This window comes from Rahnella contaminans (genome assembly GCF_011065485.1).
GTDB classification, from domain to species: domain Bacteria; phylum Pseudomonadota; class Gammaproteobacteria; order Enterobacterales; family Enterobacteriaceae; genus Rahnella; species Rahnella contaminans.
The window spans coordinates 24,663-45,401 of record NZ_JAADJS010000006.1 but is presented as its reverse complement, the minus strand read 5'-3'; the positions used below and the strand labels follow the sequence as shown (position 1 = coordinate 45,401).

16 protein-coding genes are annotated in these 20,739 nt (G+C 51.7%); 10 read left to right on the top strand and 6 right to left on the bottom strand.

From position 1 onward, the window contains the following. Window positions 1-56: 56 nt before the first annotated feature. Window positions 57-1,220 carry an MFS transporter gene (locus GW579_RS21345; RefSeq protein ID WP_152325418.1) on the bottom strand — a complete coding sequence of 388 codons (1,164 nt, stop codon included), beginning with the start codon at window positions 1,218-1,220 and terminating at the stop codon, window positions 57-59. A 217-nt stretch (window positions 1,221-1,437) separates the two neighbouring features. After that, window positions 1,438-2,355 carry a LysR family transcriptional regulator gene (locus tag GW579_RS21340; protein WP_152325417.1) on the bottom strand — a complete coding sequence of 306 codons (918 nt, stop codon included), beginning with the start codon at window positions 2,353-2,355 and terminating at the stop codon, window positions 1,438-1,440. Window positions 2,356-2,471: 116 nt separating this feature from the next. Here GW579_RS21340 and GW579_RS21335 point away from each other — a divergent pair, with 116 nt between their 5' ends. Together GW579_RS21335 and GW579_RS21330 are read left to right on the top strand one after the other, a co-directional pair. Further along, window positions 2,472-3,347, top strand: coding sequence for an MBL fold metallo-hydrolase (locus GW579_RS21335; protein WP_165061714.1), 876 nt, complete (start codon window positions 2,472-2,474; stop codon window positions 3,345-3,347). A gap of 289 nt (window positions 3,348-3,636) precedes the next feature. Then, window positions 3,637-3,960: a DUF805 domain-containing protein gene (locus tag GW579_RS21330; RefSeq protein ID WP_152325416.1), complete on the top strand. Its 324-nt coding sequence runs from the start codon at window positions 3,637-3,639 to the stop codon at window positions 3,958-3,960. Between the two features lie 57 nt (window positions 3,961-4,017). Here the strand turns inward: GW579_RS21330 and GW579_RS21325 are convergent, their stop codons facing one another. Then, a complete protein-coding gene (locus tag GW579_RS21325) occupies window positions 4,018-4,734 on the bottom strand; it encodes a tetratricopeptide repeat protein (protein WP_152325415.1) in 717 nt (238 codons plus the stop codon). A 129-nt stretch (window positions 4,735-4,863) separates the two neighbouring features. On the opposite strand from GW579_RS21325, the gene GW579_RS21320 reads away from it, so the two are divergent. Continuing rightward, entirely contained in the window at window positions 4,864-6,618 is a 1,755-nt protein-coding gene (locus GW579_RS21320) for an ABC transporter ATP-binding protein/permease (protein ID WP_152325414.1), read from the top strand. A gap of 182 nt (window positions 6,619-6,800) precedes the next feature. Then, entirely contained in the window at window positions 6,801-7,541 is a 741-nt protein-coding gene (locus GW579_RS21315) for a GntR family transcriptional regulator (RefSeq protein WP_152325413.1), read from the top strand. A 6-nt stretch (window positions 7,542-7,547) separates the two neighbouring features. On the opposite strand, the gene GW579_RS21310 is transcribed toward GW579_RS21315, so the two are convergent. Next, a complete protein-coding gene (locus GW579_RS21310; protein ID WP_165061711.1) occupies window positions 7,548-9,149 on the bottom strand; it encodes a PTS transporter subunit EIIC in 1,602 nt (533 codons plus the stop codon). 580 nt (window positions 9,150-9,729) lie between these two features. Here GW579_RS21310 and GW579_RS21305 point away from each other — a divergent pair. The 3 genes from GW579_RS21305 (at window position 9,730) to GW579_RS21295 (ending at window position 11,489) form a co-directional block, all read left to right on the top strand. Continuing rightward, window positions 9,730-10,026: a phage holin family protein gene (locus GW579_RS21305; protein WP_165061708.1), complete on the top strand. Its 297-nt coding sequence runs from the start codon at window positions 9,730-9,732 to the stop codon at window positions 10,024-10,026. Window position 10,027: 1 nt separating this feature from the next. Continuing rightward, window positions 10,028-10,414, top strand: a complete 387-nt coding sequence (locus GW579_RS21300) for a M15 family metallopeptidase (RefSeq protein WP_152325410.1) — start codon at window positions 10,028-10,030, stop codon at window positions 10,412-10,414. A 190-nt stretch (window positions 10,415-10,604) separates the two neighbouring features. Then, window positions 10,605-11,489: a PIG-L family deacetylase gene (locus GW579_RS21295; RefSeq protein ID WP_152325409.1), complete on the top strand. Its 885-nt coding sequence runs from the start codon at window positions 10,605-10,607 to the stop codon at window positions 11,487-11,489. A 66-nt stretch (window positions 11,490-11,555) separates the two neighbouring features. On the opposite strand, the gene malI is transcribed toward GW579_RS21295, so the two are convergent. Next, the gene (gene malI / locus GW579_RS21290; protein WP_165061705.1) at window positions 11,556-12,572 is read right to left on the bottom strand and encodes a Mal regulon transcriptional regulator MalI; all 1,017 of its coding nucleotides are present in this window, start codon (window positions 12,570-12,572) and stop codon (window positions 11,556-11,558) included. Window positions 12,573-12,745: 173 nt separating this feature from the next. Continuing rightward, entirely contained in the window at window positions 12,746-14,248 is a 1,503-nt protein-coding gene (locus GW579_RS21285) for a PTS transporter subunit EIIC (protein WP_152325407.1), read from the bottom strand. Window positions 14,249-14,902: 654 nt separating this feature from the next. On the opposite strand from GW579_RS21285, the gene GW579_RS21280 reads away from it, so the two are divergent. The 3 genes from GW579_RS21280 to GW579_RS21270 are packed head-to-tail and all read left to right on the top strand — an operon-like array spanning window position 14,903 to window position 20,591. Beyond that, complete coding sequence (locus GW579_RS21280; protein WP_165061702.1) at window positions 14,903-16,036, top strand: efflux RND transporter periplasmic adaptor subunit; 1,134 nt, start codon at window positions 14,903-14,905, stop codon at window positions 16,034-16,036. Between the two features lie 9 nt (window positions 16,037-16,045). Further along, a complete protein-coding gene (locus GW579_RS21275) occupies window positions 16,046-19,195 on the top strand; it encodes an efflux RND transporter permease subunit (RefSeq protein WP_152325405.1) in 3,150 nt (1,049 codons plus the stop codon). Then, complete coding sequence (locus GW579_RS21270; protein WP_165061699.1) at window positions 19,188-20,591, top strand: efflux transporter outer membrane subunit; 1,404 nt, start codon at window positions 19,188-19,190, stop codon at window positions 20,589-20,591. Before GW579_RS21275 ends, GW579_RS21270 begins: the two co-directional genes overlap by 8 nt. The last annotated feature ends 148 nt before the right edge of the window (window positions 20,592-20,739 follow it).

The following is a 20,739-nucleotide window of genomic DNA, read 5'->3' as shown; positions in this document are numbered from 1 at the left end:
AAAAAGGGCCACGCAGAAATCATTCCGCGTGGCCCTTTCAACACATTTCTTACCGGTTACGCGACGGCTTTCTCAGCCTTTTTCGCCGCACGGCGGAAAGTGATCACGCAAAGCACAAAGCCGGCAGCGCCCAAACCGCCCGCTGCCAGCGGAACAACGCTCAGGCCAAGCCCGCGTTCAATCACCACGCCGCCCACCCAGGCACCCAGCGCATTACCGACGTTGAAGGCTGCAATATTGAGCGTCGACACCAGATTGGGCGCGTGTTTACCGTAGGTCACCACGTTCACCTGCAAGGCCGGTACGGCGGCGAAGTTCACCATCGCCCAGATGAACAGCGTGATTTCCGCGGCCACCAGATGCACGCTGGTGAAGCTGAACAGCACGGAAAACACGGCGATCAGCAGGAAAGTCATGGTCAGGGAAACGCCCAGACGCCAGTCCGCCAGACGCCCGCCAACCACGTTACCGATGGTCAGGCCGAGGCCAATCAGCAGCAGCGTCCAGCTGACGCCGTGCTCAGAAACGCCGGTGATTTCGGTCAGGATTGGCGCGATATAGGTGAAAAGTGCGAACATCGCCGCAGAAAAGAAGATAGTAATCGACAGCGACAGCCACAAACCCAGGCTGCCCAGCGCACGGATTTCTTTACGCAGATCAGTCGGTTCTTCCTCTTTCTTATCCGGCAGCTTTTTATACAGCGCAAACAGCGACGCCACACCGATGACAGAAACGACCCAGAAAGTTGAACGCCAGCCAAAAGCCTGCCCCAGCGCGGTGCCCAGCGGAACACCCAGCACGTTCGCCAGCGTCAGGCCGGTAAACATCAGCGCCACCGCAGAAGCACGGCGGTTCGGTGCCACCAGACTGGCCGCCACGACCGCGCCAATCCCGAAGAATGCGCCGTGGCACAGTGCGGTGATCACACGCGCCAGCATCAGGAAGCCGTAGCTATAGGACAACGCACACATCACGTTGCCGATAATAAAGATGCTCATCAGCAGCAGCAGGGTTTTCTTGCGCGGCAGTTTGGCGGTCAGCACGGCCATAATTGGCGCGCCGATAGCCACGCCCAGCGCATAGCCGCTGATTAACCAGCCTGCGGAAGGAATGCTGACATTCAGATCACCCGCCACATTGGGCAACAGCCCCATGATGACGAATTCGGTGGTACCGATGGCAAATGCGCTTAGCGCCAGTGCCAGGAGTGCGACAGGCATAAAAACTCCGGATATTTTAGTTATGTTTAATGGCTCCGGTATTCCACCGGATTGGCTTAAATACCACGTTGATCACACTTTTGACCAGACGCAGTCTGTGCCCTTACTGCCTGCAAAACGTTCAATATCCGGATTAATCTTTACATAACAATACATTGCATAAAATGCGATAAAAGCGGAAAAGGAACCGATTCCAGTAAGCGCCTTGCGCAGCGGCTCAGCGTTTTTCATCCGTCAGGGACAGCCAGCGCGGATGCCCTTTGAACCATTCCACCAGGAAATCGAGCAAAGCACGCAGCGCCGCAGGCATCTGCCGCCGTGACGCGTAAATCGCGTAAATCCCCATTTCCTGCGGCTGCCAGCCTTCCAGCAGGGAAACCAGCTGCCCGCTGGCAATCAGTGGCGCCGCCGAATAATAAGGCTGCATGACGATCCCCGCGCCTTCCACCGCGCCGGTCAGCAATACCAGCGATTCATTGGCGCTCAGGTTACCGCTCACCGGCACCGTCACTTTTTCGCCCTGATGCTCAAACTGCCACAGGCTTTTGCCAAAATAGGTGTACGTCAGGCAGTTGTGGACGCTCAGATCCTGCGGATGCAATGGCGTTCCCTGCGCGGCCAGATAAGCCGGAGATGCGCACACCACCGACGGACACAGTGCCAGCGGACGGGCAATCAGATTCGGATCCAGATCGTTAGTAATGCGCAGCGCCAGATCGATACGGTCTTCCACCAGATTGATTGCCCGGCTTTCCAGTTGCAGATCGATACTCACCTGCGGGTGTCGGCGCAGAAATTCGCTGACCGCAATCACCACCGCGCCCTGCCCGAAAGATTGCGAACAACTCAGGCGCAGCAAACCGCGCAGCGCTTCGTCACCGGTATCCGCCACGCTGGCCATTTCCGCCGCCACCGACAGCATTTTCCGGCACCGCGCCAGCGTGTTTTCGCCCGCATCGGTCAGGCTGAGTTTTCGCGTCGAGCGGTGCAGCAGGCGCGCGCCCGACCACTTTTCCATCTCCGACAGATAACGCGTCACCATCGCCCGTGACATATTCAGCGACTCGGCGGCATTGATCATGCTTCCGCGTTCGACGATGGCAACAAAGACTTGTGCAGCGGTAATTCTGTCCATGATTCATCCGGTTTATGCAACAAACAGTTGCGCATTATCCGGTTTTTCCCGCGGATTATGCAACGTACAGTAGATGCTTACTGAACGTGATTATTTTTGCTCTCTGAGGAAATGCTATGCGCTTGTGCCTGAAACCCCTGACCCTGATCGTTGCTCTGCTGGGCAGCAGCCTGTCCGCTCATGCCGCCACCGCGCTGAAAATGGACGTTTATAACCCCGGTGAAAAAAGCGTATTTCCGGTGTCTTCTGAAATTATTACCGGCGAAAAAGACGCGGTGCTGATCGACGCACAGTTCCAGCGCAATGACGCGCAGAAGCTGGTGGAGATGATCAAAGCGACCGGCAAAAAGCTGACCACCGTGTACATCAGCCAGTCGGATCCGGATTTTTACTTTGGCCTGGACGTGATCCACGCGGCATTCCCGGAGGCTAAAATTATCGCCACACAGGCAACGGTCGATCAGATCAATGCCACCAAAGACGGCAAAGTCGCTTTCTGGGGCCCCCAACTGAAAGACAACGCGCCGAAATCGGTCGTCGTACCGGCTCCGCTGAAAGGCACATCTTTTGAACTGGAAGGCCACAAGTTTGAAATTCAGGGCGTGGATGCAGAACGTACTTTCGTGTGGATCCCGTCGCTCAAAGCCGTCGTCGGCGGTGTGCTGGTGAATGGCGACAACATGCATGTCTGGACTGCCGATACGCAAACCACGACATCGCGCAAACAGTGGGTCGAAGCGCTGGATGAAATCGCCGGGCTGAAACCGTCCGTTGTGGTGCCGGGGCATTTCCTGCCAGGCGCTTCTCAGACGCTGGAAGCAGTGAAATTCACCCGCAACTATCTGCTGACGCTGGAAAAAGAACGACCAAAAGCGAAAGATTCTGCCACACTGATCGCTGCGATGAAAAAACATTATCCGCAGCTGAAAGACGATTCTTCATTACAGCTGAGTGCAAAAGTATTGAAAGGCGAAATGAAGTGGCCGCAGTGAATACACTTTTTTAAATAATGAATAAAAACTGACGGCGATATTATTTATCGCCGTTTTTTATTTTCAGAAAGTATAGAAAATTCTCTTTATTATTAATCATTGTGTTAGCCATTCGCCTTTCCTAAACAGCCGAAAAATCCTTTATTAAGCAATAACAACACATTAATCAGCAATTGAAGCCTCACTTTCCCCGTATTAGACTCCGCACGGCATTACACTTCCCCAAAAGGTACAGGGAAAATCCTATTCATTCTGGGATTACCCACCTCAATTTATATAAAGGAATATTATGAATTGGTATATCAAGGCACTTAAGAATTACTCCACATTTTCTGGCCGCGCGCGAAGAAGAGAGTACTGGTGGTTTACCCTTTTTAATGGCCTTATCTCAATGGGCGTAACTTTGATTGCCCTGTTATTTGGCGATGATTGGATTATATCGACGCTTTACTCTTTATTCGCGTTGTTACCGGGTCTGGCAGTTATGGTTCGCCGTAATCATGATGCAGGTTACAGCGGCTGGTGGATCCTCTGCCCCGTTTTTAACCTGATCCTGATGTTCTTCAAAAGTGATCCTGAAGATAACCGCTTTGGCCCTTATCCGGCGGAATAAAAGGGTGAAATCGGGTGCCAGATTGGGCACCCGCATTACTGAAAGCAATAATTCAACCTACGGTGTCACTCTGACAAATTGCCCTTCGGCCTGCACGTTGTGTCCGAAGCCGCAGTCACCGGTGGTATGCAGTTTCACGTTCTGCGGATCGAAATTCATGTCCACGCTGCATTCACCGTCACCCGCGGAGGCGTCGTCGGCTTCATGGTAAACCGCGTGATGATCTTTAATGGCCGTCACCACCGAAAATTCGCCGGTATTCGGGCCGTAATACAACGACATTTGCCCCATGTACATGCCGGTGAAATCGATTTTGAACTGCGCTTCTTCCGCTTTGACTTCCACCAGATTCCAGCTGCCGAAACCGGCATATTGCCAGTAAACGCCTGCCGGAGATTCCGGTTGCGGTAAGGCATCCAGTTTTGGCTGAATCTGCCCCAGATTGTACTGCGATTTTTTGTCCGAAGGCGCCAGCATCAGCCAGGCTTTGGCTTTCAGGTAATCTCCCTGCTTTATATAGGTCAGCGCGATGTTGTTGTAAGCCGTCGCAATCTGGTCCTGAGGTTTGTGGCAAAACTCACTCCAGGCCACCTGATTACGGAAAATCTCCCGCGCCTTGGCGAATTCCCCTTGCTGATACGCCACTTTTCCGGCGGCCGCATAGATGCCCGCTTTTACGCAATCATTCGCAATATCCGGTTCATCAATCTGAGCAAACGCCTCAACACTGGCAAAACATCCTGCCACCAGCAGTAAATTCACTGCGACTTTCATCAAACATCCTTCTACTTTTGTGGTCTACAGAGCTTCGTGCTGGAAAAACATCCTTACAAGTGGCTCATTGCTCTATCGCGCTGAGGCACTCATTCTGGGATGATTGGTTTCACAACATATCGATGACTAATGGCAATTATGACTAAAAAACCTGGGAAATCGGCGCAATGGGGCGCCGTCTGGCAGCTAATTAAGCCTTACTGGCGCTCAGAAGAAAAGTGGCGTGCCTGGGGCATGTTAACCACGATTATCATCCTCTCGCTGGCCGGCGTATACCTCAGCGTACAATTTAACGAATGGAACCGCGTTTTTTATGACGCGCTGCAAAACAGAAACTATCCGGTTTTCAAAGCCCAGTTGTTCAAATTTACCTGGCTGGCGCTGCTGTTTATCGTCATTGCGGTGTATCGCGTTTATCTGACGCAGGGCCTGCAAATGAGCTGGCGGCGCTGGATGACCGAAGAGTATATGGAGAAGTGGCTGACCAATCACGCCTATTATTACACGGAGTATCAGCATCAGGTCGATAACCCCGATCAGCGTATTTCCGATGACCTGAATTCCCTGACCAGCGGCACGCTTTCTCTGGTGCTCGGGCTGTTGTCGAGCGTAGTCACGCTGTTCTCCTTCGTGTTTATTTTATGGTCTATCAGCGGGCCGCTGTCTTTTGCGATTGCTTCCCATGAATTCACGATCCCCGGTTATATGGTGTGGTTCGCAATCCTTTACGCTGCCGTCGGTTCTGCCATCATCTGGTCGGTCGGTAAGCCGTTAGTTCGTTTAGGTTTTAATCAGGAGTGGTTCGAGGCGAACTTCCGTTTCGGGCTGATCCGTATCCGTGAAAACAGCGATGCGATTGCGTTGTATCACGGCGAGAAAAATGAGCACGACCAGCTGACCGGCAAATTTGATTCCATCAAAACCAACTGGTGGTCAATCATGCGCGTCACCCGTCGCCTGAACATTGCCACCAACTTCTACGCGCAGTTTGCCAATATATTCCCGATTCTGGTGGCATCTCCGCGCTATTTCTCCGGTGCAATCCAGCTGGGCGCGCTGATGCAAATTTCCTCGGCATTTGGGCAAGTTCAGGACGCGTTATCCTGGTTTATCAATGCGTTTGATAATCTGGCAAGCTGGAAAGCCACCGTGAACCGTCTGGCCGGTTTCAATGCCGCCATTGATCAGGTGAACGCTCAGCCGCGCGGCATTAAAGTGAGCCAAAACGCAGAACATGCGTTGAAACTTGATAACCTGACGCTGAATCTGCCGGACGGCAGCCCGCTGTTCTGCAACGTTTCTGCGGCCATGAAACCGGGCGAACGCGTGCTGGTTGCGGGGCCTTCTGGTTGTGGTAAATCCACGTTGCTGCGCGCGATTGCCGGTATCTGGCCTTATGGCGCAGGCAATGTTTCGCTGGCCGAAGGTAAGCGCTATCTGTTCCTGCCACAGCGCAGTTATATCCCGATCGGGACGTTGCGCGATGCGCTGAGTTATCCGGACACTGACCGCGAATACACCGACGAGCAGTTGCAGCGCGTGCTGGAACAATGCCGTCTGCCGCATCTGGCGAAAACTGAAGTGCTGGATGACTACGCCAACTGGAGCCAGCGCCTGTCGCCGGGCGAGCAACAGCGTCTGTCGTTCGCGCGCGCCCTGCTGATCAAGCCTGATACGCTGTTCCTTGATGAAGCGACCAGCGCAATGGATGAAGAAACTGAACACCGGGTTTATTCGCTGCTGCTGAGCGAACTGCCGGAAACCTCGGTAATCAGCGTCGCGCACCGCAGCACGGTGGCAAAATATCATCAGCATTGCTGGCAGTTCAAGAATCAGGAAAACGGCCCGTGCGGATTCACCGCTTCGGCGATTTTGGCTGAATAAAATCTGACACCACCGTCCTGTGGTTTCGAAATACAGAAAGGTTGCTGATGTCAGCAACCTTTCTTTTTTGTGTGCTGAAACCCATTTCGCGCAGAAAATCAACAGTCTGCCTGGTTCAAATGTATACCTGACTATACAATTATCCTTAAGTGACTTTCTTTAAATCCGGAGGTTCAGGTCTGATGAAAATAGATAAAAACTCGTTCATACCGCTTTACCTGCAAATCGAGCAGCAACTTACCGAGAAAATCAGCGCAGGCGAAATCAAAGCCGGTGACCCGATCCCGACGGAAGCGGCGCTGTGCGAAATCTACGGCGTATCCCGCATGACCGCACGCAAAGCGGTGGACTATCTGGTGCGTCAGGGTCAGGTCGCCCGTTTTCGCGGGCGCGGCACGTTTGTCGTCGGGCCCGCAAGGCAGGAAAAAATCATTCTGCCGCTCGACCGCCATCTGACCGCCAGCGAAGTCGCGCAGGAAAATAATCAGCGCATCGAAAATCAGGTACTGGAATTTCGCCGGACGCCCGCCAGCGACGAAATCGCCCGCGAGCTGAATATCCCGGCGGGAACGGACGTCTATTTTATGATCCGCCTGCGGTTGCTGGGCGATGAGCCGTTCGTGTATGAACAATGCTGGATGCGCGCCGATAACCTGCCGGATATCAGCCGCGCGGCGATGACATCGTCGAAATACGCCTATCTGCGATCCAAAGGTTTTCAGCCTGCGGGCAGCACAAAACTGATTTCCGCCGAACTACCTTCCAATGAAATCCGCCTGGCACTGAATCTGTCGCGCGACCAGCCGGTGCTGCATTCGCACGCCGTGGTGTCGTTTACCGACGGCACGCTGTTTGAAGTTTCCGACGTCTACTACAACCAGAAAAATTACAGCTTCAGCGTCCATGCCAAAGTTAAAAGCTAGCGGCCATCAGGCTATTCCTGACAACTCCGCCTTCACCAGATTCGCCACCTGTTCAACCTGCGGGCCATAAATAACGTGAACATCCGTTTCGGTGATCCGTTTCACACCTGCCGCACCGGTTTTCATTAACGTGCCGTCCTGCACCTGAGCCATATCTTTGACCTTAACCCGTAAACGGGTAAAGCAGCAGTCGACGGCGGTAATATTTCCCTCGCCTCCCAGACCGATAATAATATTTTTGGTTTTCTCGCCGGTTCCCTGCGCCGGTTTTGCACGTTCTTCGGCATCATTTTCATCTTCACGCCCCGGCGTTTTCACCTGCATGCGTAAAATAACCCAGCGGAAACTGAAGTAGTAAACCGGTGCATAGATGATCCCGAGGATCAGCGGATACCACCAGTGCGTTTTGCTGCCGCCCAGTACGCCGAAGATCAGGAAGTCGATCGCCCCGCCCTGCACGTTACCGATCATCACATGCAGCATCTGCATCAGTACGAACGAAAGCCCGGTCAGCACCGCATGCAGGATATACAGCACCGGCGAGACGAAGATAAAGCAGAACTCGAGCGGCTCGGTGATCCCGGTGGTAAATGACGCCAGTCCGCCCGCCAGCATCAGCGCTTTCACACGGCCTTTATGTTCGGGGCGCGCGCAGTGATACATCGCCAGCGCAGCGGCCGGCAGGCCAAACATCATGACCGGAATTTTCCCCTGCGCCAGGAACCGTGTCGCCTGCTGCGTAACGGCGTCCGGGATCATCCCCGGATCGGCCAGTGCGGCATTAAAGATATTCAGCGCACCGACAATGCTCTGATTATCCACCGTCGTTACCCCGCCAATCGGCGTGAAACGCACCGTTTCGTTGATGATGTGATGCAACCCCGTCGGGATCAGCAGACGTTCCGACGTTGCATAAATGAACGTCCCGATTTCTCCCGTGCGGCCAATCAGTTCGCCAACCCACTGAATACCCAGCGCAATCGTCGGCCAGATCAGCGACATAATGACGCCGACAACCGGCAGAACGAGGATGGTAATAATCGGCACGAAACGACGCCCGCCGAAGAAGGCAATCGCCGTCGGCAACACAATCGTATAAAACCGGTTATGCAGCCACATGGTGATGAGCCCGACCAGCACACCGCCCAGCACGCTCATGTTGTAGGTGAAAATCCCCAGCGTGTTGGTGAATTCGGCAGCGTAAATCATCGCGTTACTTTCGGTCATGCCTTTTGCGGTGAGCTTCGCAACGGTAATGGTGTCCGGTGAAATCCCCTGGGCCAGCAAACTGTAATTCACCCCGACGTGCAGCCCGACAAAGCCGATCACTGCGGAAAAGGCCGCCGTGGCCTTTTCTGCATTGGCCAGACCCATCGCGGTAGCAACGGCAAAAAACAGCGGAAGATTGGCGAACAATGCGCCGGAAACCTGACGGATAAACCCGATCACCAGCTGCAAAGTTTTCATCTGGGTAAAGGCTTCGCCGGTCACCGCCGGATTCTGTAACGCGGCCGCCAGCCCTAAGAAGATCCCGGCGGCGGCAATCACCGAGATAGGCGTCATCAGGGCTTTGCCCAGGTCGTGAATTTTGCTGCCAAGTTTAATCATCTGAAATCCCTCAATTGGGTGGCTAAAAATAAGCCGTTAATTGAGTTAAGTCACAGAATGTATAGTTGTATAGACATAGAAGTCAGGAGTATGAAAGAGATCACAGTTTTGCGCGGTAAAAGAAGAGTGGGAATGGGATCTTCAGAGGACTTTGAGTGCAGCGGTAAAAGATGCAGATGAACATAGTGGAGGGTATTCAGCCCACAAGCCCCCTTCAGGTTTAAATAGTGGAATAAGTAAAGATCATCATTAACTTTATGACGTAGAAACCTTAAAAATAAATATATCCAACAAATGAAAATCAACGAAGGGATTAAGAGTATTTACTTTCCAATAGTAAATAACTTAAAAACATCATTGATATGAATAATTAAATAATCATCAACAATAAAAAACTTACCGTAACGCGTTAATCGATCGTTAAAATCTATTGGTGTAGAAAATTGTGACAATGATCACGAATCATTATGGTGCAATAGTTATTCTTCTCTCATTGTTAAGAACGAAATAAATACTGATTTAACAAAAACAGAATAATATATTTCCACCACCATCAACTGATATAAAAAGGAGTCATACCTTGCCGTGGAGAGATCCATCCAATAATAACATTGTAAGCTGGCTATACATTTTTATATTCGCTGCCTGGGGTGGCGTGGTCAGATACATTATAGATGTACGTTCTGGGAAAATATGCCGGAGTTTTGTGGCGGTAATCGCACAGGTTATTATATCTGCATTTACAGGCGTCGTTGCCGGACTCCTATCAGAAAGTATGGGATCGGGATTTCATACCACTCTGGCAATATGCGGTATATCTGGTGCTATGGGTGTTGCCGCTTTGGATTATTACTGGAGGAGGTTAACAGAAGGCTAACATGGAACATTTTAAATTCAGTAAGAGCTCAGAAGATAATCTGAAAGGTGTACACCCTGATTTATGCATAATCATGAGAAAAGCCTTAGCATTATCCCCTGTCGATTTTGGAATTTCTGAAGGCCTCAGAAATAAAAAGAGACAACTTGAGCTGGTCGCGAAAGGAAGATCATTGACCAATAACAGTCGGCATATTACGGGTCATGCCGTTGATATCTTTGCTCTGCCAAACAATGCAATATCCTGGGAGTTCAAATATTATCAGGCGATAGCCAACATAGTTTTTGAATTATCAAAAACACTGTCAATTGAAATTGAATGGGGAGGTAAATGGGATGATTTAAACGATGGCACACATTTTGAACTATCAAGAAAAGACTATCCATAATGAAGTGATGTAATCCCTCAAAGAGGAATTGCAACCTAACGTTCGTAATGAGCATTATACGGCGAAAACTTATTAATTCTAAGATATTAGATATCTCATGAACTGATACGCCTTAGTACTGCCTATATTACGGACAATAATAACCAACCATTTTTGAAATGGTTGTCAATATAAAATTAAAGGACTAACTATGAACACCGTAAAAACTGTAACTGCTGATGAATTCCCGCTGAAAGCTGGCGATAACCTGATTATGGTTGTCCCTCATCACGACGATACCATTTTGGGCTGCGGCAACTTTGTTATCGAAGCCCTCGCCCGTGGGGTTTTAACAACCGTAACGCGCGTCTTTGTCTCTTGCAGTCGCACAAACTTCTTTGCAAATTATCAGGAAGGCCTGCTGTCTGAGGAGCAAATTCAACGCGTCACTCAGGCACGCATCGAAGAAGATACGCTGGGCTGTAATGATCTCTTTGGGGGGAGTTATAACTGGCGACAGGGGATCATCGGCGAGTGGGATGCACCAATTCGCGGCTATTCAGGCCCTATGACCGCAGGTGGGGGTTCGTGGGGAGATTTCTCTACATTCCGTCCTGAAGAAATCGACATGTATAATCGTCTGATTACGCAATATATGTGGATGCTTCAGGAGGAAAATACCACCATCCTGTGCTTAATCGCCAATGGAAGCCACGTAGACCATTTCAACGTTCGCGAAGCTATGCTGCACGCGGCATTCCTGGTGGGTGATAATGCCAAAGCTCAAATTGTATTTGTTGAAGATGAACCCTACACTTCCGATAATACTGATCAACGCTTCGTTGAATTCGACAAACTCAATGCCCGTACCGGTAATGGCCTGACGTCTCTGGGCATGCCCTGCCAGCCTGGCCAGTATAAAAATACCCATATGCATGAAATTTTCGATGCCCATTATCGCACTCAGTACACGGATGATTATGAGGCTGACTTGAATAAAAATAATGACTTTATTATTTATACTCTGGATAAGGCAAAGTATAAATCAATAACCAAAGACACCAGTTGCACCGCAGATTATTGCGTATTAGCATAATTTACAATGCTGTCAATAATGAATACCAGCTCACCATGAGCTGGTATTTTTTTGAGATATTCCAGCTTAAGCCGATTCGCGTAAAACCAGCTGACTGGAAATAACAATTCTCTGAAAATCCTGGGCCGGTTCTTTGATTTTTTTAATGATAAGCGATGCCGCTTCGTATCCTGCTTCTTCGCCGGGAGATGAAACATACGTAAGGGAAGGAGAAGTCAGGTTGATATGCATCATATCTTCAAACCCTGCTACCGAAATTTGTTGCGAGAGAAAAATATCTTTCCCGATGGTGCGCCCGATACGATGCGCTCCGTTTATACATCCAATGATTGCAGAAGGTGAATGGCATAAAATCGCAGTAATATTATTGTATTTTTTCAATAAGTCGCCCACGGCTGCGGAGGCGGCAAAAGTACTCTCTTCGCATTCGGGAAGCCAATCTTCGCGAAACGGCAAACCATATTGCGCTAATGAATAGCGATATCCCTGCAATCGTTCTTCACGGATCAGGCAGCGTTTATTTCCGCCAAGATAAGCAATACCACGATGACCACGCTCAATAAGATAACGGGTAATATTGATCCCCGCTTCACGATTATTGCATTCGACACTATCCTGAGCACCTTCTACACCTGATTTTGAAACAATCACAACGGGTAAATGACTTTCAATAACCGGATCCGGGATCTTTTTCGACAAATGATCACAAGTGAGATAAATAACGCCGGCAACACCCTGCTGTAGGAAGGATCTCAGGCAGTGGCGTAGCGTTAATTCATCATTTTGTGGCTGACCCAGAAATACCATATACCCCTGAAGCTCAAGATTACGCACAATGCTGGCCATAACCTTCAGAGAAAACGTATCGCTAAAATCATCGATAATCAGACCGATAAGATTAGAAGTATTCGAGCGCAGGTTCGCTGCAGCTACGTTGTGGACATAACCGAGTTCGTCGATAGCCGAACGGATTTTCCCGATAGTCGCTTCAGAGATTTTTCCTTTCTGGCGCAATACCAGAGAAACGGTTGAAACAGAGACGCCCGCCCGTTTCGCGACATCGGTAATGTTTACTTTTTTCATCAGGCCTCTTGCTGCTTTTGTTCTTCTCAATCGATGGCATGCGGCCTCCCTGAGGATCCCGAACGTTATTGTCCAATTGTCTCACAGAATGCCCAGTTATTTCAGGGTTCCGGGGTTGCCGGCATGACGTATCGAAAGGAATAACCGGGCCAGCAGAGGTGGCCCGTCTCATCCTAGGGCTTAAGCGTGATTTCAGACATTGTCTGGGCAATAAATTGCGCCCTTGCACCAAAAATCACCTGTATGCCTTTGTCTCCGACAAAGACTACGCCTCTGGCACCGACCTGATTCAGGCCATCTTTATTGACTAACTCACTCTTTGCTATCTCCAGACGTAAGCGTGTTATGCAGGCACTGATGGACAGAATATTTTCCTGACCGCCCAGTAACGTTATAATTTCATGAGAAATTTCCGTATCTGTTTTGTCATCACAATTCACCATCACCTCTGTACGGCCTGGCGTTTTAATATCAAAACGTCGGATAACAAAACGAAAAGTGAAATAGTAAATGATCGCCATCGGGATCCCCACGAACACGGCGCTGAGGAAGTGGGTCTGGTAGTCATTCAGAGACGGTAAAATGCCAAAAGAAATGTAGTCGATTAAGCCCGCGGAGAAGGATTTAGCAATATGCGCATGCAGCAGATACATGCACATATAAGAGACACCCGCCATCAATGCGTTGAAGACATACAACACAGGCGCAACAAAAATAAAAGTAAATTCAACAGGCTCGGTGATCCCCGTCAGGAAACACGTCAGGGCAGCAGAAAACAGAATACCGAAAGCAATTTTCTTATTTTTTGTATTGGCTTCGTGATACATCGCCAGGCAAGCCGCCGGCAATGCAAACAACATCAGCGGAAACTCACCCTGCATAAATTTGCCAGCATTCTGGTAGCTATCGCTGCTAAAAGATTTAACCCCTTCCTCCAGCATTTTGAACCAAATTGTCTGATCACCGTGAATGACCTGCCCCGTTTGTGTGGTGTATTCACCAAAGGAATACCAGAAGGAAGGATACCAAATGTGATGCAGGCCCAACGGGATAAGTGCACGTTCGACTGTGCCGAAAATAAAGGTCGATAACACCTGATTATCGCCATTGACGACTATAGAAAGCCCGTCAATCCCTGACTGGATGTATGACCAGACCCAGGGCAGCCCCATCCCCAACAAGAAAGACAGAAATGCCGTCGCGATAGCCACAAAACGTTTCCCGGAGAAAAAACCCAGGAATTCAGGCAATTGCAATGTATTGAATTTGTTGTAACACCATGCCGCAAGAATGCCGGAAATCAGTCCACCGAAGACCCCCATTTGCAGGGTCGGTATCCCAAGCACCATCGCATATTTCCCCCCGGCAGCCGCCATTTCCGGCGTGATATGCAGGAGCGTACCCATCGTGACGTTGATGGTTAACACAGAGACAGCGGCCGATAAGGCAGCAATACCTGATTCTGCGGCTAATCCGACGGCGGAACCAATCGCAAATAGCAGTGGCAGATTGTCAAAAATGACACCGCCCGCATTCATCATCAGAGGTAAATGAAAGCGGTCACCAAAAGCCAGCAGAAGTCCCGCCGCAGGAAGCAATGAAATGGGCAGCATAAGCGCCCTGCCTATCATAGACAGTTTCGACAACGATTTTACAAAACCTGAAAATATCTTCATTAGTAAATATCCCTATTAATTAGTTCGTTAACTCAAGTATAACGTTCTACTATAACGTTATACCTATCATGTCGAAATGGCAGAAATATTGATACTGTGGCCAGTCATTTGGGAATGGATTTTTTTGATAGTGTGAAGCAGCACAGCGAGAAAGCGGTAAAAGACGAGATATTCAGACAAAAAAAAGCCCACATCGGACTGTGGGCACGGGGGTTGCAACTGGCCGTCGTTCAGTACGGCTGGCAACAAGCAAATGTGAGAACTGCTCGCTCTCGGGTCTTAAGGTAACGGCTGTCGCCCGTAACCTTCAGCCTTTTCTGGTAAGCAGTGGGTTAAAATGTATAAATTTGTTTGATCTGAATCACACTTTCCCAATCACCAACAATTCATTCACTTTCAGAATATTTAACTGCTTATCATTCTTAAGAACTATCAATTAGTTTGCTAAGTAATGATATTCCTGCCCTTTACCACTGCACAAAAAGTTTAAAACCTTATAATTTCAATGGATTATACAGCAACATTTTCTTCATAATTCGAAACATTGACTCATGGGTAATGACAATATCCTTACACAGCGAAATACGGCGCTCTCGTATAGTGGGGGACTTGTTGAGAACGGTTATTCTCAATTCCCCAAAAAGAGTGAATTCTATGCGCCTGAAGTTTCTTTCTGTCAGTACGGTTGTACTGCTTTCCGCATGTGATGGTTCCGCCGGTTCTGCTTCTCCGGCGGCACAAGTGCCTGCGGTCAATGTCGTCACTCTGCACAGCCAGCCCGTCACGTTAACTACCCGTCTGCCCGGCCGCACAACCGCGGTGCGCAGCGCCGAAGTTCGTCCACAGGTCAGCGGCGTAATCCAAAAACGCCTGTTTGTGGAAGGCAGCGAAGTCAAAGCTGGTCAGCAGCTTTATCAGATTGACCCCGCCACTTATCAGGCGGCCTATGACCGCGCGATGGCGACATGGAAAAGCGCCGATGCCACCGCGCGCCGTTACAAACCGCTGGTCGAAGCGCAGGCAGTCAGCCGTCAGCAGTATGACGACGCCGTAGCTGCCGAGCGCGAAGCCGCCGCCGATGTCGAAACCGCCCGCGTCAATCTGCAATACACCAAAGTTTACGCGCCGATTTCAGGCCACATCGGACGCTCGCTGTATACCGAAGGGGCGCTGGTGACCAGTGGCCAGACGGCGTATCTGACCACGATTGACCAGCTGAATCCTATCTACGTGGACGTCAGTGAATCCTCACAGGATTTACTCAAACTGCGTCGCGCGCTGGCTTCCGGCAAATTACAGTCGGCCGGTGAAAACGCCGCACAGGCCACGCTGACGCTGGAAGATGGCAGTAAATACGCGCTGCCGGGCAAGCTGGAATTCTCAGAAGTGACGGTTTCGCAAAGCACCGGTTCCGTGACGCTGCGTGCCTCATTCCCGAATCCGCACGACGAATTACTGCCAGGCATGTTTGTTCACGCCGAGCTGCAACAGGGCGTAGATGACAAAGGGATCCTCGTGCCGCAGGAAGCGATCATGCACGACGTGAAAGGTGCACCGTACGTTTACGTGGTGAAAGCCGATAACACCGTCGAACAACGTTCCGTCACCACCGGCCAGATGATGAATGGCTACTGGCTGGCAAATCAGGGGCTGAACGACGGCGATAAAGTGATCACCGACGGATTACAAAACGTCAGGCCTGGCGCCAAAGTGAATGCCACCGAGCGCAAAGCCAGCGCCCCTGCCGAACAGGCTAATCTCGCGATGACCGATCCTTCCGCGCAATAGGTGAGCTGAATGTCTACTTTCTTTATTAATCGCCCGATATTCGCCTGGGTGGTCGCCATTGTCATCATGATCGCCGGTGCGCTGTCGATCATGAAACTGCCGATCAACCAGTATCCGAATATCGCGCCTCCGGCGATTTCCGTCAGCGTCACCTATCCGGGTGCTTCGGCGGAAACCGCGCAGAACACCGTCGTTCAGGTTATTGAACAGCAACTTAACGGGCTGGATAACCTGCGTTACATCGAATCGCAAAGTAACAGCGACGGCAGTGCCACGATTATCGCCACCTTCGATCAGGGGACTAACCCGGATATCGCGCAGGTTCAGGTGCAGAACAAAGTGTCTCTGGCCGAATCGCAGTTGCCGACCGAAGTGGTCAATCAGGGGATCCGTATTGCCAAATATCAGGCCAACTTCATGCTGCTGGTCAGCCTGATTTCAACTGATGGCAAAATGAGTAACTCGGATCTGAGTAACCTGCTGGTCACCAAACTTGAAGACCCGATTGTCCGTACCAAAGGCGTCGGCGACTTCCTGGTGCTCGGTTCAGAGTATGCGATGCGTATCTGGTTAGACCCGGCGAAACTCTATAAATATCAGCTGATCCCAAGTGATGTCAGCGCCGCCATCGAAGCGCAAAACGTGCAGGTGTCTTCCGGTTCTCTCGGCGGATTGCCGACGGTGAAAGACAGCAAACTCAGCGCCACCATCATCGGCAAAACCCGTTTCGACAGCATTAACCAGTTCAAAAACGTGCTGCTGAAAGTGAACGCTGACGGCTCGCAGGTACGTCTGAGTGATGTCGGGAATGTGGATCTGGGGCCGGAAAGTTATTCCATCTCATCTACCTTTAACGGCAGTCCTTCTACCGCTATCGCCCTGCGTCTGGCGAGCGGCGCGAACGTGCTGGATACCGACAAAGCGGTGAAAGCCACCGTCGCCGGGCTGGAGGATTCCCTGCCTGCGGGCGTGAAAGTCGAGTTCCCGTATCAGACTGCGCCGGTGGTCAGCGCTTCCATTGAAGAAGTGGTGAAAACGCTTATCGAAGCCATCGTGCTGGTGTTCTGCGTCATGCTGTTGTTCCTGCAAAACCTGCGCGCCACGCTGGTCACCACGCTGGTGGTGCCGGTCGTTCTGCTCGGGACGTTCGGGATTCTGGCGGCCGCGGGGTATTCCATTAACACCCTGACCATGTTCGGGATGGTACTGGCGATAGGCCTGCTGGTGGATGATGCCATCGTGGTGGTGGAAAACGTCGAACGTGTGATGACGGAAGAAAAGTTATCGCCCAAAGAAGCCACGATTAAGTCGATGAAACAGATTCAGGGCGCCCTGTTCGGGATCGCACTGGTGCTGTCGGCGGTATTAGTGCCGATGGCATTCTTCGGCGGCTCGACCGGGATCATTTACCGCCAGTTCTCCATCACTATCGTTTCCGCGATGGCGCTTTCGGTTCTGATGGCACTGATTTTCACCCCGGCGCTGTGTGCCACCATCATCAGACACAACGACGAGGAGAAATCGCAGAAAGGCTTTGCGGGCTGGTTTAACCGTAATTTCGACAAAGGCGCGATGCATTACACCCGCGCCGTCGGCACGGTCATCTCCCGCCGTCGTCTGTTTATGCTGATTTACCTGCTGATTGTGATTGCCACCGGCTTTATGTTTACCCGCGTGCCCACCACTTTCCTGCCGGATGAAGACCAGGGCGTGATGCTGGTTCAGGCCACATTGCCGGCCAACGCCTCATCACAACGTACGCAGGAAGTGCTCGATAACGTCCGTGAATACCTGATGGATAAAGAAGGCGGGATTGTGTCGTCGGTGTTCACCGCCAACGGCTTCAGCTTCGCCGGTCGCGGGCAGAACGTCGGTATCGCCTTTGTGCAGCTGAAAACCTGGGCGAAACGTCCGGACGCGGCGCAGAAAGTTCAGGCGCTGGCGGGTCGTGCAATGGCGCATTTCGCCACCATCAAAGACGCCCGCGTGTTTGCTTTCGTTCCTCCTGCGGTCATGGAACTGGGTAACGCCACCGGCTTCGACTTCTTCCTGCAAGACACCAACGGCAAGGGTCACGCCGCGCTGATGGCCGCACGTAACCAGTTCCTGCAACTGGCGTCACAGGACAAACGCCTGACCGCTGTGCGTCCTAACGGCATGGAAGATGAGCCGCAATATCAGCTGGAAATTGACGATGAACGCGCACAGGCGTTGGGTCTGAGCCTCGACGACATCAACAATACGTTGTCGGCGGCCTGGGGTTCGGCGTACGTGAACCAGTTCATGTACAACAACCGCGTGAAGCGCGTTTACATCCAGGGCAAGGCGGCTTCGCGTGTCACGCCGGAAGATTTAAACAACTGGTATTTCCGAAATTCCAGCGGCGATATGGTGCCGTGGAGCGCCTTTGGCAGCGGTAAATGGGTTTACGGTTCACCGCGTTACGAGCGTTTTAACGGCGTGTCCTCCGTCGAACTGATGGGCGCACCGGCACCGGGCTACAGCTCGGGCGACGCCAACGACGCGGTAATGGAAATCGCGGCCAAATTGCCACCGGGTTACAAAGTGGCATGGCACGGCCTGAGCTATGAAGAAAAGCTTTCCGGCTCACAAACTCCGGCACTTTATACCCTGTCGATGATCGTGGTGTTCCTGTGTCTGGCGGCACTTTACGAGAGCTGGTCGATTCCGTTCTCGGTCATGCTGGTGGTTCCGCTTGGGATCTTAGGCACCATCGGCGCGGTATTGCTGCGCGGATTATCCAACGACGTCTTCTTCCAGGTCGGCCTGTTAACCACCGTCGGACTGGCGGCAAAGAACGCCATATTGATTGTCGAGTTCGCCAAAGAGCTGCATGAGAACGAAGGCATGTCGGTTACGGAAGCGGCGATTGAAGCGGCCAAACTGCGTATCCGGCCAATCATCATGACCTCGATGGCCTTTATTCTGGGTGTATTCCCGCTGACGATTTCCAGCGGTGCGGGCGCAGGCAGCCAGCATTCCATCGGTACCGCCGTGGTTGGCGGGATGATTACGGCGACCTTCCTGGCGATTTTCTTCGTCCCGATGTTCTACGTGACGATTGTGAATCTGTTCACCCGCAAATCGAAAAAACATGACAAGGCGCTTCCTGCGTCTGAGGCAACACACCATGAATAAATCGCATTTCGCGCTGTCACTTATCGGCGCGTTTACACTCACCCTGCTGGCGGGCTGTACGATGGAGCCGCATTATCAGCGCCCTGCGCTGCCGGTCGCCAGCAGCTGGGACGGTGCCAAAACCGGTGCCGCACAGGATATCGGCTGGAAAGCGTTCTTCAGTCAGCCGGCGATGAACCAGCTGATTGGTATGTCCCTGACGAATAACCGCGACCTTCGGGTCGCGGCGTTAAACGTCGATACCGCCCGCGCGGCCTTCCAGATTGACCGCGCCGCGCTGCTGCCGACCCTCGACGCCAGCGCCGGTGAAACCAACCAGCATCTGCCGGGCGGATTGTATTCGACGCAAAGCACCGGACCGGTAACATATCAGCAATACAGCGCCAATCTGGGCGTGACGTCTTATGAAGTTGACCTGTTTGGCCGCGTGCGCAGCCTGCGTGATCAGGGGCTGGAAACCTATCTCGCCACCGAAGCGACGCAGCGCGCAACGCAAATCTCGCTGGTGTCCGAAGTGGCTTCCGGTTACCTGAGTCTGGCGGCGGATAACGACCTGCTGAAACTGGCGATCAATACCGCCAACAGCCAGAACAAATCCTACGAGCTGACCAAACGCAGTTACGACTCCGGCATCAGCACCTCTCAGGATCTGGTGCAGGCCGAAACCACGGTACGCGCGGCGCAGGCCGATATCGCGCAGTACACGCGCCAGGTACGGCAAGACGTGAACGCACTGACGCTGCTGGTTGGCACCACCATTCCACCGCGTCTGCTGGCGGACGCCACCCTGCAACAGGACTGGAAATTCCCGCAGACACCGGCTGGCTTACCGTCTGATCTGCTGACACGACGCCCCGATATTATTGCAGCGGAACATACGCTGAAAGCGGCCAACGCCAACATCGGCGCAGCGCGTGCTGCGTTCTTCCCGAGCATTACACTGACCGGCACCGCCGGTTCTGAAAGCGGCAGTCTGAGTAAACTGTTCGACGGAGGCACCGGCGCGTGGTCATTTATGCCCTCGATCAACATTCCAATCTTCGACGGCGGTGTGAATCAGGCCAATCTCGACATCGCGAAAGACACCAAAAAAATTGATATCGCCAACTATGAAAAAGCGATTCAGACGGCGTTCAAAGAAGTGTCTGATGGTTTAGCCGGTCAGGCGACTTATAAAGACGAACTTCTGGCGCGCCAGCAGGACGCCGACGCCAACCAGCGCAACTACGATCTTTCGCAGATGCGCTTTAAAGGCGGTATAGATAATTATCTGAGCGTACTGGTCGCGCAACGCTCGCTGTACTCAGCCCGGCAAACGCTGATCACCACACAACTTGCCCAACTGAATCAGGACATCAGTTTGTATAAAGCGCTGGGCGGGGGATGGAAGGAATAGGTTTTGAATAATTCTTTCTGTTTTGAATCGTTGAACATGTCACACCGAGTTGTCTTTAATACCCCCACCCAACCTCCCCCTTCGCAGGGGGAGGAGCCGTACTGAGGGTATCTGCAAATGCGGTGATGATATTTTTCTCACACCAGTG